Genomic DNA, 17,590 nt, shown 5'->3' on the forward strand with positions numbered 1-17,590 from the left:
TCGGCGCGGTGCCTATAACCGATTACCCGCTAATTGTATACTTGGCGGTCCGCGAATTCATGGGCCAACGGTGACCCGCAATGACACAGTCGACGCCAGACGTCACAACCTTTCAGGGTTTGATCCTCGCCCTGCAGCAATACTGGGCCGGAAAGGGCTGCGTGATCATGCAGCCACTGGACATGGAAGTGGGCGCCGGCACCTTCCATCCGGCCACCTTCCTGCGCTCCATCGGTCCCGAGACCTGGAACGCCGCCTACGTGCAGCCTTCGCGCCGCCCGACCGACGGCCGCTATGGCGAGAATCCCAATCGCCTGCAGCACTATTATCAGTTTCAGGTGGTGATGAAGCCCTCGCCGGCCGATCTTCAGGAACTCTACCTCGGCTCGCTGGAGCGGCTCGGCATCGACCCGCTGGTCCACGACATTCGCTTCGTCGAGGACAACTGGGAGTCGCCCACCCTGGGCGCCTGGGGACTGGGCTGGGAAGTCTGGCTCAACGGCATGGAGGTGACCCAGTTCACCTACTTCCAGCAGGCCGGAGGCATCGAGTGCTTCCCGGTCACCGGCGAGCTGACCTATGGACTTGAGCGCATCGCCATGTACCTGCAGGACGTCGACAGCGTCTACGATCTGAGCTGGGCAATCGCCCCCGACGGCTCGCGGGTCACCTATGGCGACGTCTACCTGCAGAACGAGCGCGAACAGTCCGCCTACAACTTCGAGCATGCCGATGTCCCGGCGCTATTCGCGAGTTTCGATCACCTCGAGGGCGAATGCAGCAAGTTGATCGCGGCTAACCTGCCGCTGCCCGCCTACGAGATGGTGCTCAAGGCCTCGCACACCTTCAATCTGCTCGATGCTCGCCACGCCATCTCGGTCACCGAGCGCCAGCGCTACATCCTGCGCGTGCGCACCATGGCCCGCGATGTCGCCCAGGCCTATTACCAATCGCGCAAGGCCGCAGGCTTCCCGATGGCCCCCGAACCGCTGCGCCAGGAACTGCTGGCCGAACAGCCACTAGCCGAAAAGGGAGACGCTTGAGCATGGCTGCCAATACCCTACTGGTCGAACTGGGCGTCGAAGAGCTGCCGCCGGGTGCCATCGATTCGCTGGCCGACGCCTTCGCCGACGCTATCGCCAGCGGCCTGCGCGAGGCCGAGGTCGGCTTCGGCGAGGCTCGGGCCTATGCCACGCCGCGACGCCTGGCGGTACAGATTCAGGCCCTCGAAGCCAAGCAGCCCGACCGGCTGATCGAGCGTCGTGGGCCGGCGTTGGCCGCCGCCTTCAAGGATGGCGAACCGACCAAGGCCGCCCAGGGCTTTGCTCGCTCCTGCGGCGTCCAGGTCGATGAGCTCATCCAGCTCGAAACCGACAAGGGGACCTGGCTGGGCCATCGCTTCGAGCAGCCCGGCGCGACGGTCGATGAGCTGCTGCCGGCAATCATTCGGCAGAGCGTTGCCGGGCTGCCGGTGCCCAAGAACATGCGCTGGGGCGACTCGCGCATCGAGTTCTCGCGGCCGGTGCATTGGCTGGTGGTTCTCCATGGCCGTGATGTGGTCGAGGCCGAGGTGCTGGGATTGCACGCCGGGCGCGAGACTCGCGGCCATCGCTTCCATGCCCCCGCGGCCATCGCCCTGCCCCAGGCCGATGACTATGTGAGCGCCCTGGAGAATGCCTCCGTGCTGGTCGATCGTCAGATCCGTCGCGAGCGAATCCGCGAGCAGGTACTTGCCGAAGCCGAAGTCCAGGCGGCCACTGCGGTCATCGACGAGGATCTGCTCGACGAGGTCAATGGCCTGGTCGAATGGCCGGTGGCACTGGCCGGCAGCTTCGATGAACGCTTCCTCGAGGTGCCCGCCGAATGCCTGATCTCGTCGATGAAGGCCAACCAGAAATATTTCCACCTGCTCGACGCCGACGGTAAGCTCGAGCCCGGCTTCATCACCGTGGCCAATATCGACAGCCGTGATCCGCAACGGGTGATCGAGGGCAATGAACGGGTCATCCGCCCGCGCCTGGCCGACGCCGCCTTCTTCTACGAAACCGATCTCAGGCATAGCCTGGCCTCGCGCCAAGAGGGGCTGGCCAGCGTGGTCTTCCAGCAGCAGCTGGGCACCCTGGCCGACAAGGCCCGGCGCAGCGAAGCCCTTGCCCGCTACATTGCCGAGCGCATCGAAGGCGACCCGGAGCATGCCGCCAGGGCCGCGCAGCTCGCCAAGTGCGACTTGGCCAGTGAAATGGTGCTCGAGTTCCCCGAGCTGCAAGGCATCATGGGCTGCTATTATGCCCGCCACGATGGCGAACCCGAGGCAGTGGCTCAAGCGATCCATGAACAGTATCTGCCGCGCTTCGCCGGCGACGAGGTGCCCAGGAGCAAGACCGGGCTGGCGCTGGCATTGGCCGATCGGCTGGATACGCTCACCGGCATCTTCGGCATCGGCGCGCGGCCTACCGGCGCCAAGGATCCGTTCGCCCTGCGCCGGGCGGCAATAGGCGTGCTCAACATCCAGATCAAGGCCGAGCTCGACCTTGATCTGCGCGAACTGCTCGAGCAGGCCGCAGCCCAACATAGCCACCTGCCCCAGTCAGCGGGACTTGCCGAGGAAGTGCTCGAATACATGCTCGATCGCTTTCGCGCCTGGACGCAGGACGAAGGCATCGCCGTCGAGGTCTACCTCTCGGTACGCTCGCGTCCGGTCACGCGGCCGCTGGACTTCGCGCGCCGTATCCGCGCCGTGCATGCCTTCACTCAGCGCGAGGAGGCAGGCGCCCTGGCAGCCGCGAACAAGCGCGTCTCCAACATCCTGACCAAGCAGGCCGACGAGATCGCCGAGTCGGTGGATGCCTCGCTGCTCGCCGAGGACGCTGAACGAGCGCTCGCACAGGCCTTGGCAGAGCGCCGCCGGATAGTCGCCCCACTGTTCGCCGAGGCTCGTTACAGCGAAGCGCTGGACGCCCTGTCGATGCTGCGCGATCCCGTGGATGCCTTCTTCGATGACGTAATGGTGATGGCCGATGACAGCGCCGTCAGACGCAATCGCCTGGCCCTGCTCGCCGAGCTACAAGCTCTGTTCCTCGATGTGGCGGATATCGCGCAACTGCAGCAGTAGATCGTCTCTCGCTTCGGCGACTGCAGTACTTCGTAGACCGGCCCATCGGGGCTGGTCTTTTTGCATGTGTTTCACGTGAAACATTTTTACGCCATGCTTGTTTCACGTGAAACACTCGGATTAGATCAGGCCATGCCTATGCAACCATTATCCGGCCAGTCCCATGACCTGACGCCAAGCAAGGTGATCATTCTCGATCGCGACGGTGTCCTCAATGAGGACTCGGATGACTACATCAAGTCACTCGATGAGTGGCGGCCTTATGCGCAGGCCATCGAGGCGATCGCCCGGCTGACGCGACATGGTTGGACGATTGCCATCGCCACCAACCAGTCGGGAGTGGCCCGCGGTTATTACGATGAAACCACTCTGCAAATGATACACGACGATTTATGTGAGCGCGTATCGGCTGCGGGTGGCACAATCGCCCACATCGCCTACTGCCCCCATGGACCCGACGATGGCTGTGAATGCCGCAAGCCGAAAACCGGTCTTCTCGATCAGATCCAGCATAGCCTGAAGCTGGACAGTCTTCAGAACGCCTGGATGGTAGGCGACAGCCGCAGAGATCTGGAAGCGGGCATTGCCAAGGGCTGCCACCCGGTGCTGGTTCGCACGGGCAAGGGCAGGAGGACCGAAGCCAGGGGCAGCCTCGGGCAGGCACGGATCTTCGACGATCTTGCCGCCTTCGCCGATTATCTGATAGAAAACTGAATGCCCCCTTGGGGGGGGCATGTGCGAGCCTCCCAATATGCATTGAGTCGCGACGCTCGATCGAGCAGCCCCACCGCCAACCAACGCGGCCCCATTTCTTGAGAGAGTGAATAAAAAAGCCCAGCGCTTGGCTGGGCTTGCGGTCACTCAACGTTGACCGTGGTGTTTCACGTGAAACATCACACGTCGAGGTTGGCAACCAGCGCGTTCTGCTCGATGAAGAATCGACGCGGTTCGACCTCGTCACCCATGAGCGTATTGAACATCATGTCGGCGGCCACCGCGTCCTCGATCGATACACGCAGCATGCGCCGAGTCTCGGGATCCATGGTGGTTTCCCAAAGCTGATCGGGATTCATCTCACCCAGGCCCTTATAGCGCTGGATGGAAAAGCCGCGCTGCGCTTCGGACATCAGCCAATCGAGCGCTTCGTAGAACGTATCGACTTTCTTGCTGCGTTCGCCACGCGCCACGTAGGCGCCCTCTCCCATGAGATCGTCAAGCGTCTCACCCAGCGCTGCCATTGCGCGGTAGTCGGCACTGCGGAAGAAGTCCGCGCCCCAGACGTACTCGGCAGTCACGCCATGGGCGGTCAGCGATACGCTCGGCAGGAATAAGCCCCGCTCATCGTCCTCCTGCAGATGAAAGACGTAGCGCGGCCCACCCTCGTAGGCAATCAGTGCATCCATCGCTTGCTGCAGGGAGTCAATCCAATGCTGCATGGTGACCCGGTCTCGCAGACTCTCTTCGCCATTCAGCGTCGCCGCGTGAACGATCTTGCGCAGCACTTCATGCGGGTAAACTCGCAGCAGGCGATCGATACGCTTCATCACGTCGCGATACTGATTGACCAGGGCCTCGAGATGCTCGCCGCTGATTCCCGGAGCATCCGCGTTGACATGCAGTCCCGCGCCGTCCAGAGCTGTCGTGGTCAGATAATCGAGCAACGCCTGCTCATCCTTGAGATACATCTCCTGCTTGCCGCGCTTGATCTTGTAGAGCGGCGGCTGGGCGATAAAGATGTGGCCGCGCTCGATCAGCTCCGGCATCTGACGGAAGAAGAACGTCAAGAGCAGTGTACGAATATGCGAACCATCGACGTCGGCGTCGGTCATGATGATGACCGAGTGATAGCGCAGCTTGTCGGGATTGAACTCCTCGCGACCGATGCCGCAGCCTAGCGCCGTGATCAATGTACCGACTTCGGCGGAAGACAGCATCTTGTCGAAGCGGGCCTTCTCGACATTGAGTATTTTGCCCTTGAGCGGCAGGATTGCCTGCGTACGGCGATCGCGACCCTGCTTGGCGCTCCCCCCTGCCGAGTCGCCCTCGACCAGGTACAGCTCGGAAAGGCTCGGGTCCTTTTCCTGACAATCAGCCAGCTTGCCCGGCAGGCCGGCAATATCCAGCGCACCCTTGCGACGCGTCATTTCCCGCGCCTTGCGCGCTGCCTCACGCGCACGCGCCGCATCGATCATCTTGTTGACGATCGACTTGGCTTCGTTGGGGTGCTCGGCCAGGTAGTCGGAAAATTGTCGACCCAGCTCTTGCTCGACAGCCGTCTTGACCTCAGAGGAGACCAGCTTTTCCTTGGTTTGCGAGGAAAACTTGGGATCCGGGACCTTGACGGAAATGATCGCGGTCAACCCTTCGCGCGCGTCATCGCCCGAAGTGTTGACCTTGGCCTTCTTGAGCACGCCCTCGGCTTCGATGTAGCTATTGAGCGAGCGAGTCAGCGCGGCACGGAAACCGGCCAGATGCGCCCCCCCGTCGCGCTGAGGGATGTTGTTGGTATAGCAGAAGATGTTCTCGGCGAAGGTGTCGTTCCACTGCATCGCCACCTCGACGGCAATGCCGTCCTCGCGCTCGACATTGAAGTGAAACACGGGATTCAGCGTCGATTTGTTGGTATTCAGATGATCGACGAAGGCCCGCAGGCCGCCCTCGTAGTGAAAGAGCTCTTCCTTGCCGCTGCGCTCATCCATCAAGCGAATGGCCACACCGGAATTCAGGAACGAAAGTTCGCGCAGCCGCTTGGCAAGAATATCGTAGTGGAATTCTATATGCGTAAACGTCTCCGCCGAGGGGCGGAAATGCACGCGCGTACCGCTCTTCTCGGTCTGCCCCACGACGGCAAGCGGCGCATCGGGCACGCCGTGATGGTAAAGCTGTTCGTGAACCTGACCAGCCCGCCAGATGGTCAGCTTGAGCTCTTCGGAAAGCGCGTTGACGACCGAGACGCCGACGCCGTGCAATCCCCCGGACACCTTGTAGGAATTGTCGTCGAACTTGCCCCCGGCATGCAGGACCGTCATGATCACTTCCGCCGCCGAGACGCCCTCTCCGCTGTGGATATCGGTCGGCACGCCGCGACCATTGTCGCTGACGGTGATCGACTCGTCGGGATGGATGACCACGCGTATCTCGCTGCAGAAACCGGCCAGCGCTTCGTCTATGGAGTTGTCCACCAGCTCGAACACCATGTGATGCAGCCCCGTCCCGTCATCGGTGTCGCCGATGTACATGCCGGGGCGCTTACGCACCGCATCCAACCCTTTCAGGACCTTGATGCTCGTTGAGTCGTAAGCTTGTTCGCTCATTGACTACTCCGTCGTGAAGTCTTTCGTTCCGTATGTCGCAAGCCGACCGTGTTTCACGTGAAACATCGCGACCGTTGTATCTGTCTGCCACAATCCTGCCAGTGCGCTCTGATCGACGCTGGTGATGAACGCCTGGCAGCCCATGCGCTCGAGCCAGCGACAGAAGACGCCGCGATGCTCGGCATCGAGCTCCGCCGGCAGGTCATCGATCAGATAGACGCAGGTGCGCCCCGTGGTCATTTCCAGCAAGCGCCCCTGGGCCAGCTTCATGGCACTGACCACCAGTTTCTGCTGACCTCGCGAGAGCACCTCTACCGCCGGCCGTCGCTCAATACGTATACGAAGGTCGGCACGCTGTGGACCTTGCTGAGTAAACCCCATCTGACGGTCGGTAACTCGCCCCTGGTCGAGGATTTCTGCCAGGTCGCGCTGGCGATCCCAGCCGCGGTAATAACGCAGCGTCAGGTCGGGGAGCGGCAAAAGTTCGGCGAGTGTCTCTTCGAAAATCGGGAGAAAGGCCGCCAGGTAGTCGTCGCGCAGAGCGTCAAGGCGGTTGCCCCAGTGCGCAAACTCGCGCTCCCAGACCGCAATCGATTGCTCATCGATTCTATCATGCCTGAGCAGCGCATTCCGATGTTTAAGCGCGCGCCGAGTACGCCTCCAGGCATCGAGGAAATCGTGTTTCACGTGAAACACACCCCAATCGAAGAACTCGCGCCGCGAAGCGGGTGCACCTTCGAGCAGGCGAAAGGCATCGGGGTTGATCAGTTGAAGTGGCAGCGCTTCGACTAGCTCGGCGACCCGAGCCACACGTTCACCGGCCATGCGCATCTCCAGCTCGCTCTGGGCGCGGTGTCTGCGCACACCCAGCGGCACAGGAGGATCGCCGGCCAGACGGCCATGCAAGGTAACGCTGTCGCCTTCATGATGAATGGCATGGCGGAGCTGTTGTGTCCGAAAGGAGCGTCCCATGCCAAGGATGTGAATCCCTTCAAGCAGGCTGGTCTTGCCGCTACCGTTGTCGCCGACGATGACATTGATCGACGGCGATGGGCGCATGTCGAGCGCCTCGAGGTTACGCAGCCCCTGAAAGGTCAAGCGATCAAGAGGCATCCGGGCACCGACTGAAAGCTCGCCCTGGAACGGTCGAAGCGGGCGAATCAGACATCAAGGTGCGCATTGCAGCACGATCACAGGCGCATCGGCATGACCACGTACAACGCATCCCCGCCGCCCGGCTCTTCCATGATGGCGCTACTGTTGGAGTCGGAGAGGGTCATCTGCACGCGATCCTCGTCGAGCGCGTTGAGCACATCGATCAGGTAGCCGACATTGAAACCGATTTCCAGCGCATTGCCGTCGTAGTCGATGGCAATATTTTCCTCGGCCTCTTCCTGCTCGGGATTGTTGGCCAGTACACGCAAGTTGCCCGCCTCGAGATTGAGACGCACGCCCCGGTACTTCTCGTTGGAAAGTATCGAGGTGCGCGAGAGCACCTGGCGCAGGTCAGCGCGATCGGCGATGAATACCTTGTCCCCGCCGCGGGGTATCACCCGCTCATAGTCGGGAAACTTACCGTCGATCAGCTTGGAGGTGAAGGTGAAGCTGCCGGTATGCGCGCGAATATGGCTGGCGCCCAGCGTTAGCTCGACCGGTTCGTCGCTGTCATCGAGCAGGCGCACCAGCTCGAGTATTCCCTTGCGCGGCACGATGAGCTTTTGCGTCGGCTCGACGCTCACCTCGACGCTGCGCGTGCACATCGCCAATCGATGACCATCGGTAGCCACGGTACGCACCAGGTTGTGGCCCAATTCCAGCAGCATGCCGTTGAGATAGTAACGCACATCCTGTTGCGCCATGGCGAAGGACGTGGCGTCGATAAGCTGCTTGAGACTGCCGCGCGGCAAGGTCAGCTCCTGGCTAGCCTGGCTGTCTTCGATATTGGGGAATTCGGCGACCGGCAACGTCGACAGCGTAAAGCGTGAGCGTCCCGAACGCAGGATCGCCCGCCCCTCCTCGAGAGTGAAGGCTATTTCAGCCTGCTCGGGCAACGACTTGCAGATATCCATCAGTTTGCGGGCCGGCACCGTGGCCGACCCCGGCTCATCGACCTGGCTGGGTTCGACCCGGCCGATCAGCTCGACTTCGAGATCGGTGCCGGTAAGCGCCAGTTGAGTGTCCTGGACCTCGATCAGCACGTTGGACAGCACCGGCAGGGTCTGGCGCCGTTCGACCACGCCGGCGACCAGCGATAACGGGCGCAGCAGGGCTTCACGGGAAATGGAAAATTTCATGAGGGCTCCACTCTTCTCCTGAGTTCCAAAGACGGGAACAGGCTGCGTTGGACGGCGTCATCAGCTGGTCAATAATCGCAGCAAGTTCTTGTAATCCTCGCGAATATCCGCGTTTTCTTCCTGCAGCGCCAAAATCTTGCGGCAGGCATGCAGCACCGTGGTGTGATCGCGTCCGCCAAAAGCGTCGCCGATTTCCGGCAGGCTGTGGTTGGTCAGTTCCTTGGCCAGGGCCATGGCGACCTGCCGCGGACGGGCCACCGAGCGCGAGCGGCGCTTGGAAAGCAGGTCCGCCAGCTTGATCTTGTAGTACTCGGCGACGGTACGCTGAATATTGTCCACCCCGACCTGCTTGTCCTGCAAAGCCAGCAGATCCTTGAGCGACTCGCGAATGAAATCCTGGGTAATCGGCTTGCCCATGAAATGGGAGTCGGCGATCACCTTTTTCAGCGCGCCCTCCAGCTCCCGCACATTGGAGCGTATCTTCTGGGCAATGAAGAAGGCCGCATCGTGAGGCAGCTCGACCTTTGCCTGATCGGCCTTCTTCATCAGGATCGCCACCCGCGTTTCCAGTTCGGGCGGTTCGATTGCCACCGTCAGGCCCCAGCCGAAACGCGACTTGAGCCGTTCCTCCACCCCGCTGATTTCCTTAGGGTAGCGGTCGGAGGTCAGGATCATCTGCTGACCGCCTTCCAGCAAAGCATTGAAAGTATGGAAAAATTCTTCCTGAGAGCGCTCCTTGCCGGCGAAGAACTGAATATCGTCGATCAATAGCGCATCGACGCTTCGGTAAAACCGCTTGAAATCATTGATGGCGTTGAGCTGCAGCGCCTTGACCATGTCGGCGACGAAGCGCTCGGAGTGCAGATAGACCACCTTGGCATTGTCGCGCAGGATAGCCAGCTGGTTGCCCACGGCGTGCATCAGGTGGGTCTTGCCCAGCCCTACCCCACCGTACAGGAACAGTGGATTGTAGGCACCGCCAGGGTTCTCCGACACCTGCCGCGAAGCGGCCCTGGCCAGCTGGTTGGACTTGCCCTCGACGAAGGTGTCGAAGGTGAAGTTGGGGTTGAGTCCGCTCTGGTGCTTGAGGCTGCCTTCCACCTGAACCTGACGCTCGCCCGCGGGCTGCTGAGTGGAACGCCGCGGGCCTTCGCCATTGTGCCTGTCGATTTCGCGCTCCTCGGCGTACTCGTCGCCGCGGGACGGGGTATGCACTGCCGGTGCGGGAGGCTGACGAAAACGACTGGCCGAGACCGGGTTGCCCAGATCCCGCGGTTGCGGACTCGGTGCAACGCGCCGGCTACCCACTGCCAAGCTCACCTTGGGCGGCTTGTTGGGCGCCAGCTCGCGCAGCAGTTCATTGATCCGTTTGAGGTACTTGTCGCTGACCCAGTCACGCACGAAACGATTGGGCGCCAGCAGACTGAGCTCGTTAGGCGTTGCGTCTTCCGCCTGCAGGGGGCGAATCCAGGTATTGAACTGCTGCGAGCTCAGCTCATCCTGCAGATAAGCCAGACATTGTTGCCAAAGAGCGACCGACACGCGACCTCACCATCCCGTTGCGAAAAGACCGAACATTGTATCGCCCTCACCGCAAGTTATCCACACGCGAAACGATGCGAGCCATGCTGTGGAAAACTACAGTATGGCTGGGTGGAGCGATACGGTATGACTGTGCGGATGCGTCTCGGCTGTGGATATTCCAGCAATCGGTACACAGCTTGACGCCCCTCCAGCCACTGGATCCGCGGACTTTGTCCACACCCTTGCTTTTATATTAACTATTTGATTTATAAAAATTAAATAAGGTTATAAACAGAAACCACCCCTACTATCAATAACAACAACTTCCAATGACACCTGTAATTATTGTAAGTGGCGCGGCAGCATCGCATAGCGAGTGCCCAATCCGCGATGCACCGGCACCGCAGGCATTCGCCGGCTATCGTCAACGCCGCGAGCGACAAGGCGGTGTGGAGAATTGCGCGCAGAAATTGCACCCGGCTTGCAAAGCCTCTAGAATTCCCGGCCTTGAACGAAATCCGCCCGGGTTCCATGCGGGAGCCGGGGCATCGGTCAATGTCAAATCAACCACGTGGGAATTCGCCGTCATGAAACGCACATTTCAACCCAGCGTACTGAAGCGCAAGCGTGTCCACGGCTTCCGTGCACGCATGGCCACCAAGAACGGCCGCCAGGTCCTGGCTCGCCGCCGTGCCAAGGGCCGCAAGCGTCTGAGCGCTTGATCGCGGCTCGCGAATGTCCGGTCAGGGCTTTCCCCGGCGACTGCGTCTGCTGACTGCCGGGGACTATCGGTACGTCTTCGAACACGCCTCGTACAAGGTACACGCCAAAGGGTTGCTGGTGTTGGCCAGAGACAACTCCCTGGATCATCCGCGCGTGGGCCTGGTCTTCAGCAAGAAGAACGTTCGCCGTGCCATAGATCGCAACCGTCTCAAGCGCTTGGTGCGCGAATCCATTCGCCTCCGGCAGCATCGCCTACCCGCTGTGGATATCGTTGTCCTGGCCCGCCGTGGCGTACACGAGCTAGACAATCCCACATTGCACCGCCAGCTTCACGGCTTGTGGCGACGTCTTGAAAAGGAGGCTGGCAAGCAGTCAGCTATGGCTTCAACCTCCTGAACCGGAACAGCGTGCCGACCAACCGCAGAATGATCCAATATCCCATCGGGCAGATCCCTAATGGACGTAAAACGACTCCTCCTCGTCATCCCGCTCGCGGTACTCGCCTATCTCTTGGTGATCCAGTGGAATGAGGATTATGGCCAGACCGCCGTCGAGACTGAAGCCCCTTCCTACAGCCAGTCGAACGTCCGCGATACGGATAACACCACCAACACCGAGACCGAGCAGGCCCTGGCGGCGCCTTCCAGTGACGCCAAGCAGGCCGGCAACAGCCCGGACATGGCCGAGAGCGCTCAGGACGACAATCGCCGCAGCCTGATCAGGGTGACGACCGATGCCCTCGATGTGCGTATCGACCCGCGTGGCGGCGATATCGTCTATGCGGCGTTGCCTAAGTACAAGGCGAGCCAGGATACCGAGCAGCCCTTCGTGCTGCTTTCGGATGGACAGGCACGCAGCTACGTCGCCAAGTCGGGCCTGCAACTCGAGGGACAGCAGGGGCGCATCTCGTTTGATGCCGAGAAGACGCGCTATACCCTCTCGGAAGGTCAGGATGCCCTGAACGTCGATTTGAGCGCCACCGTCAATGGCGTCGAGGTCATCAAGCGTCTGACCTTCAAGCGCGACAGCTACGCGGTAACGGTCAGCTATCTGCTGGCCAACCAGAGCGAAACGCCGGTTACCGCGCGATTCATCGGTCAGTTGGCCCGCGACAACAGTCCCGACCCCTCTGCAGGCGGCGGCGTAGGGATGAGCTCCTATCTGGGGGCGGCCTATTCCTCGCCCGACAATAATTACGAGAAGATCGATTTCGAAACGATCCAGCAAGGCCAGTTCAACAACCGCGATGTGCAGGGCGGCTGGGTCGCGATCATTCAGCACTATTTCACGTCAGCCTGGGTACCGAAGGACAACCAGCAGAACCTCTACTATGCGACCACCGACTCGCGTGATCGCAACGTGGTGGCCTTCGCCAGCCCTACCCAGACCATCGCCTCCGGCGGGAAAAGTACCCTCGAGGCGACGCTGTACATGGGCCCCAAGATTCAGGATCGGCTCGAGGCAGCAGCCCCCAACCTGGAGCTGACCGTCGATTTCGGCTGGCTGTGGTTCCTCGCCAATCCATTATTCTGGCTGCTCGATCAGATTCATAATGTACTGGGCAACTGGGGCTGGTCGATCGTCGTGCTGACGGTGATCGTCAAGATCGTGCTTTTCCCGCTTTCCGCGACGGCTTACAAGTCGATGGCCAAGATGCGTAAGCTGGGCCCCGAGATGCAGCGCATCAAGGAGCAGTACGGCAGCGATCGCCAGAAGATGTCCCAGGAAATGATGAAGTTCTACCAGAAGGAGAAGATCAATCCTCTGGGGGGCTGCCTGCCGATCGTCATTCAGATGCCGGTGTTCATCGCCCTGTACTGGATGCTCATGGAATCAGTCGAGCTGCGTCAAGCGCCGTTCATGCTGTGGATCAACGATCTGTCGGTCAAGGATCCATTATTCGTGCTGCCGATCATCATGGGTCTGACGATGTTCGTGCAGCAGCAGCTCAACCCGGCGCCGCCGGATCCGACCCAGGCGAAGATCATGAAGATGCTGCCGATCGTCTTCACCTTCTTCTTCCTGTGGTTCCCGGCCGGCCTGGTGCTCTACTGGATCGTCAACAACAGCATCTCGATCCTGCAGCAGTGGGTCATCACGCGGAAGATCGCCGGCGCGCCGGCGCCTGCCAAGGGCAAGTAGCCGCTCGAGCGTGCCGAGCTCCAGACCCCCGCCTCAGTGCGGGGGTCTGGCGTTGGAGCTTGACATCCGGCAATGGCCGACCGTAATTCAGGAAACGCGCATGCTCGATCAGCCGCTTTATACCCAGGACACCATCGCTGCCTTGGCCACGCCCCCTGGACGCGGCGGGGTTGGCATCATTCGCGTCTCGGGACCGGCCTGTCAGGCGATCGCCGAGGTCATGCTGGGCCACTGCCCGGCGCCCCGCCACGCCGCCTACGGCGCATTCACGGGGGCCAACGGCCAGGTCGTCGACGAGGGAATCGCCCTGTACTTTCCCGGCCCGCATTCGTTCACCGGCGAAGACGTGCTTGAACTGCACGGTCATGGCGGCACGGTGCTCATGGATCTGCTGCTCGAGCATTGCGTCACTCTGGGCGCCCGATTGGCCCGCCCGGGCGAGTTTTCCGAGCGGGCCTTTCTCAATGACAAGCTCGACCTGGCCCAGGCCGAAGCAATTGCCGACCTGATCGACGCCAGCTCGCGCGCCGCCGCGGAAAACGCCCTACGCTCGTTGCAAGGTGAATTCTCGAACCGTGTCGCCAGCTTGGTCGAGCGTCTGATCGAGCTGCGCATGCATGTCGAGGCGGCGATCGACTTCCCCGAGGAGGAGATCGATTTCCTCGCCGATGGCCGGATCGCCGCGAAGCTCGGTGAAGTCCAGGACGAGCTCGGCGAGGTCCGCCAGGCAGCCGGGCAGGGCGCGCTGATGCGCGAGGGCATGAACGTGGTGATCGCCGGTCGCCCCAATGCCGGCAAGTCGAGCCTGCTAAATGCCCTGACCCAGCAGGAAACGGCGATCGTCACCGAGATCGCCGGCACCACCCGGGACGTTCTGCGAGAGTATATCCATCTCGACGGCATGCCATTGCATGTCATCGACACGGCGGGGCTGCGCGACACGCCGGACGCGGTCGAGCAGATCGGCGTGGCACGTGCCTGGGCGGAGATCGAGAAGGCCGACCGAGTCTTGCTGCTGGTCGACGCCGCGACCGATGCGGCGACCGATCCGATGGCCATCTGGCCGGAATTCGTCTCGCGACTGCCCGACCCCGCTCGGTTGACGCTGGTGCGCAACAAGATCGACAGCAGCCACGAGCCGCCCGGAGTAGCGTTATCCACAACCCCGCCGATCGTTCGCCTGTCGGCGAAAACCGGTCAGGGCGTGGATAGTCTCAAGGAGCATCTAAAGTCGATCATGGGCTACTCGGCCACCGCCGAGGGACGTTTCTCGGCCCGCCGGCGTCATCTGGATGCCCTCGACCGGGCCGAACGGGCCCTGAGCAATGGCGAGGCCCAGCTTCAGGTCTACGCGGCCGGCGAACTGCTGGCCGAGGACCTGCGCGAGGCCCAGCAGGCGCTGGGTGAAATCACCGGCGAGTTCAGTGCCGACGACCTGCTGGGCAAGATCTTCGGCGAGTTCTGCATCGGGAAGTGAAACGGCCAAAAAGATCGAAAAGCATCCAACCCGGCGTAAACAACCTAACGGGCGTTTACAAAACAGGCGAGCGAAGGCAAGACAAGGCAGCCATCGTGCTGCTTGTGCTGGTGCCGCAGCTGGTGCTGTTCCTGCCCAACGCGATCTTCGGTCGCTGATGGGAGTGATGCCCGGCCGCTTCGGCGTAGCGTGACCGCCGCCCACCGCGCATTGGCTAGAATACGCGCCTAAAAAAGCCCGGTCTTGCGACCGGGCCATGAGTGCTGCGAGTCCTTGCGGCACATCCATGGGCATCCAGCCCATGCATCCTTGGCACTGCGAGCCGTCCCGGCTCGGTCTTCCGTGCTGACGCCTTCCTTGCGTCGATGCAAGACACTCTAGTCTCCCTATCGGGAATTCGAGCTAACCCAGGTTAAATTTCCCTGTAAGCGATTGCCGACAAAATATCTGTCCATGGCGGGAGAGCCCAAGCAAAGCGCGCATCCCATTGATAGTGCTTGCTAACGGCGCCAGATGTTTCACGGAAAATCTTTTTTTGATCGCCCGAACAACGCCTTTCTATGCCTACATATTAGCCTTTCACCGCACTGTCATCCCGGCAATAGCCGACGCCGCCGCGGCTTGACCGGACGGGCGCCGGGAAAGCGCGTCTCGACCAGGCGCATCCCGGCGGTGAGCACCAGCGTCATCGCCAGATAGATGCCGGCGATCAGCAGCAGCGGCTCGTAGACCAGAAAGGTCTCGTCGCGCACCAGGTTGGCGGCCTTGAGCAGATCCATCATGGCGATCGTCGAGACCAGCGGCACCGACTTGAGCAGCAGGATCATCTCGCCGGTCAGCGTCGGCAGGCACAGCTGGAAGCCGCGCGGCAGCCACAACCGATAGAGGATCTGCCAGCGCGACAGGCCGAAGGCGCGACCCGCGGCCAGTTCGCCGTCCGGCACGCTGAGCAGCGCGCCGCGGATCACCTCGCCGGAATAGGCGCCGACGCTGATCGTGAAGGTCAGCGCGCCGTAGAAGAACGGGTCGCGCAGCAGCGGCCACAACAGGCTGTCCTGCACCCCGGGAATCGCCGGCAGCAGGCGGCCGACGCCGTCGTAGAAGAAGAACAGCTGGACCAGCAGCGGCGTGCCGCGGATCACCGTAGTGAAGCCGCGCACCAGCAGCGCCAGCGGCCGCGGGCCGCGAATCTGCGCCAGCGCCACGCCCACCGCGAGCGTCAGCCCCAGGCTGCCGGAAACGCCGACCAGCCACAGCGTATTGACGAAGCCCGTCCATAGATAGCGCTGATAGAACGGATCGGTCAGCCAGGAAAAGTCCATCGGGGTTCCTTGCGTAGCCCTCAGGCACCGACCTGGCCGCGGCGCACATGGCGCTCGGCACGGGCGAACAGGGCATTGGAGCCCAGCGTCATGACCAGGTAGAGCGCGCCGGCGACGGCATAGAACAGGAAATAGGCGCGGGTACTGGCGGCGGCCTGCTGAACGGTGAAGAACAGCTCCTCGAAGCCGATCACGCTGACCAGCGCGGTGTCCTTGACCAGGATCAGCCACAGGTTGGACATCCCCGGCAGGGCGTTGGGCAGCATCGCCGGGATCACGATGCGCCGGAAGCGGCTGGCGCGCGAGAAGCCGTAGGCGTCGGCGGCCTCGAGCTGGCCGCGGGGGATCGCCAGGATCGCGCCGCGGAACACCTCGGTCATGTAGGCGCCCTGGACGAACGCCAGCACGCCGACCGCGGTGGCGAAGCCGCTGATCGCCAGTTGGCCGTCGCCGCCCAGCGCCGCATAGGCGGCGCTCAACGCCTGGCTGCCGGCGTAATACAGCAGGATGATCAGCAGCAGCTCGGGCACCGCGCGCACCAGCGTCGAATAGCCGGTGCCCAGCACGCGCAGCGCCGGCCATGGGCTCAGCCGTGCGCCGGCGCCGAGCAGTCCCAACACCAGGCCGATGGCATAGGCGAGCAGGGCGATCTCCACGGTGGTCAGCGCGCCCTGCAGGATCGGCCCCATCCAGGCCAGCAGGCCATCGCTCGACATGCTATCCATAAGCGGTTGTTCCGGTGGCGTGGCAGCGACGCACCCGGGCCGGGTGCGTCGCCAGGGCACGGCGATCAACTGCCGCAGATGTCGGTGTCGAAGTACTTACGCGACAGCGCCGCGCAGGTGCCGTCCTCGATCACCTGGGCGATCGCCGCGTTGAGGCCCTCACGCAGGGCATCGTCGGCCTGACGCAGGCCGATGCCCACGCCTTCGCCGAAGGCCGGATGACGCGGCGCGGTGGCGCGGATCTCGTAGCCCTGGGCCTCGTCGCGCTTGACGAACTCGGTCATCGCGACCTTGTCGGCGAGGATCGTATCGACACGCCCGGCGAGCAGGTCGCGGTTGGCCTGCTCCTGCTGGTCGTAGATCTTGATCTCGACGCCGCTGTCGGCCAGCGCGCGGCGCGCATAGCTGGCGTTGGTGGTCGCGCCCTGCACGCCCAGCACCTTGCCGTCGAGCCCGTCGGGAATCGCGAAGTCGGCGTCCTTGGCGGCGACATAGGCGCTCGGCGTGTAGTAGTACGGATCGGTGAAGTCGATGACCTTCTTGCGCTTGTCGGTGATCGACAGCGAATTCATGATCATGTCGATCTTGCCGCTCTCGAGCGCCGGGAAGATCCCGCCCCAGCCGGTCGGGGTGACCGCACAGTCGGCCTGCATCGCCTCGCACAGCGCCTGGCCGAGCTCGACCTCGAAACCGGTCCAGTCACCGTCGGCGCTCTTGTAGGTGAACGGCGGGTAGGGTTCGGCGGAGATGCCGATCTTCAGCGGTTCGGCGGCGTTGACGGTCAGCGCGGTCATCGTCGATAGCGCCAGCACGCCGGCGCTCAGGGCAGGAAGCAAGCTACGTTTCATCAAGCTACGTTTCATCAAGCTACGTTTCATCAAGGTTTCCCCTTGGTTGTTGTGACGAGCCGCAGCGGGCGGCCCGGAAAGAGACGCCGCCGAAGCCAGCGACGCTGGA

14 protein-coding genes are annotated in these 17,590 nt (G+C 62.2%); 7 read left to right on the top strand and 7 right to left on the bottom strand.

Going from position 1 to position 17,590, the window contains the following annotated elements; all coding sequences use genetic code 11:
• The first annotated feature begins 80 nt into the window (after window positions 1-80).
• The 3 genes from glyQ to gmhB all read left to right on the top strand — a co-directional run bounded on the left by glyQ (window position 81) and on the right by gmhB (window position 3,826).
• The gene (glyQ, locus tag HALZIN_RS0114295; protein WP_031384870.1) at window positions 81-1,043 is read left to right on the top strand and encodes a glycine--tRNA ligase subunit alpha; all 963 of its coding nucleotides are present in this window, start codon (window positions 81-83) and stop codon (window positions 1,041-1,043) included.
• Between the two features lie 2 nt (window positions 1,044-1,045).
• Window positions 1,046-3,112, top strand: coding sequence for a glycine--tRNA ligase subunit beta (gene glyS / locus HALZIN_RS0114300; RefSeq protein WP_031384871.1), 2,067 nt, complete (start codon window positions 1,046-1,048; stop codon window positions 3,110-3,112).
• 138 nt (window positions 3,113-3,250) lie between these two features.
• Window positions 3,251-3,826: a D-glycero-beta-D-manno-heptose 1,7-bisphosphate 7-phosphatase gene (gene gmhB / locus HALZIN_RS0114305; protein ID WP_031384872.1), complete on the top strand. Its 576-nt coding sequence runs from the start codon at window positions 3,251-3,253 to the stop codon at window positions 3,824-3,826.
• 179 nt (window positions 3,827-4,005) lie between these two features.
• On the opposite strand, the gene gyrB is transcribed toward gmhB, so the two are convergent.
• The 4 genes from gyrB to dnaA all read right to left on the bottom strand — a co-directional run bounded on the left by gyrB (window position 4,006) and on the right by dnaA (window position 10,262).
• Entirely contained in the window at window positions 4,006-6,426 is a 2,421-nt protein-coding gene (gyrB, locus tag HALZIN_RS0114310) for a DNA topoisomerase (ATP-hydrolyzing) subunit B (protein ID WP_031384873.1), read from the bottom strand.
• 3 nt (window positions 6,427-6,429) lie between these two features.
• Entirely contained in the window at window positions 6,430-7,539 is a 1,110-nt protein-coding gene (gene recF / locus HALZIN_RS0114315; protein ID WP_031384874.1) for a DNA replication/repair protein RecF, read from the bottom strand.
• A 77-nt stretch (window positions 7,540-7,616) separates the two neighbouring features.
• Entirely contained in the window at window positions 7,617-8,720 is a 1,104-nt protein-coding gene (gene dnaN, locus HALZIN_RS0114320; protein WP_031384875.1) for a DNA polymerase III subunit beta, read from the bottom strand.
• Between the two features lie 60 nt (window positions 8,721-8,780).
• Window positions 8,781-10,262: a chromosomal replication initiator protein DnaA gene (dnaA, locus tag HALZIN_RS0114325; RefSeq protein WP_031384876.1), complete on the bottom strand. Its 1,482-nt coding sequence runs from the start codon at window positions 10,260-10,262 to the stop codon at window positions 8,781-8,783.
• A gap of 569 nt (window positions 10,263-10,831) precedes the next feature.
• On the opposite strand from dnaA, the gene rpmH reads away from it, so the two are divergent.
• The 4 genes from rpmH (at window position 10,832) to mnmE (ending at window position 14,586) form a co-directional block, all read left to right on the top strand.
• Window positions 10,832-10,966 (top strand): 50S ribosomal protein L34, encoded by a 135-nt coding sequence (gene rpmH / locus HALZIN_RS0114330; RefSeq protein WP_011508608.1) that lies wholly within the window; start codon window positions 10,832-10,834, stop codon window positions 10,964-10,966.
• Window positions 10,967-10,979: 13 nt separating this feature from the next.
• A complete protein-coding gene (gene rnpA / locus HALZIN_RS0114335; protein WP_031384877.1) occupies window positions 10,980-11,363 on the top strand; it encodes a ribonuclease P protein component in 384 nt (127 codons plus the stop codon).
• Between the two features lie 60 nt (window positions 11,364-11,423).
• Window positions 11,424-13,109 carry a membrane protein insertase YidC gene (gene yidC, locus HALZIN_RS0114340; RefSeq protein WP_031384878.1) on the top strand — a complete coding sequence of 562 codons (1,686 nt, stop codon included), beginning with the start codon at window positions 11,424-11,426 and terminating at the stop codon, window positions 13,107-13,109.
• A gap of 100 nt (window positions 13,110-13,209) precedes the next feature.
• The gene (gene mnmE, locus HALZIN_RS0114345; RefSeq protein WP_031384879.1) at window positions 13,210-14,586 is read left to right on the top strand and encodes a tRNA uridine-5-carboxymethylaminomethyl(34) synthesis GTPase MnmE; all 1,377 of its coding nucleotides are present in this window, start codon (window positions 13,210-13,212) and stop codon (window positions 14,584-14,586) included.
• Between the two features lie 590 nt (window positions 14,587-15,176).
• On the opposite strand, the gene HALZIN_RS0114350 is transcribed toward mnmE, so the two are convergent.
• The 3 genes from HALZIN_RS0114350 to HALZIN_RS0114360 all read right to left on the bottom strand — a co-directional run bounded on the left by HALZIN_RS0114350 (window position 15,177) and on the right by HALZIN_RS0114360 (window position 17,481).
• On the bottom strand, window positions 15,177-15,908 hold the full coding sequence (locus tag HALZIN_RS0114350) for an ABC transporter permease (RefSeq protein ID WP_031384880.1): 732 nt from the start codon (window positions 15,906-15,908) through the stop codon (window positions 15,177-15,179).
• Between the two features lie 20 nt (window positions 15,909-15,928).
• Window positions 15,929-16,633: an ABC transporter permease gene (locus HALZIN_RS0114355; protein ID WP_031384881.1), complete on the bottom strand. Its 705-nt coding sequence runs from the start codon at window positions 16,631-16,633 to the stop codon at window positions 15,929-15,931.
• 65 nt (window positions 16,634-16,698) lie between these two features.
• A complete protein-coding gene (locus HALZIN_RS0114360) occupies window positions 16,699-17,481 on the bottom strand; it encodes a transporter substrate-binding domain-containing protein (protein WP_031384882.1) in 783 nt (260 codons plus the stop codon).
• Window positions 17,482-17,590 lie beyond the last annotated feature (109 nt).

This window comes from Halomonas zincidurans B6, assembly GCF_000731955.1.
Lineage (GTDB): Bacteria > Pseudomonadota > Gammaproteobacteria > Pseudomonadales > Halomonadaceae > Modicisalibacter > Modicisalibacter zincidurans.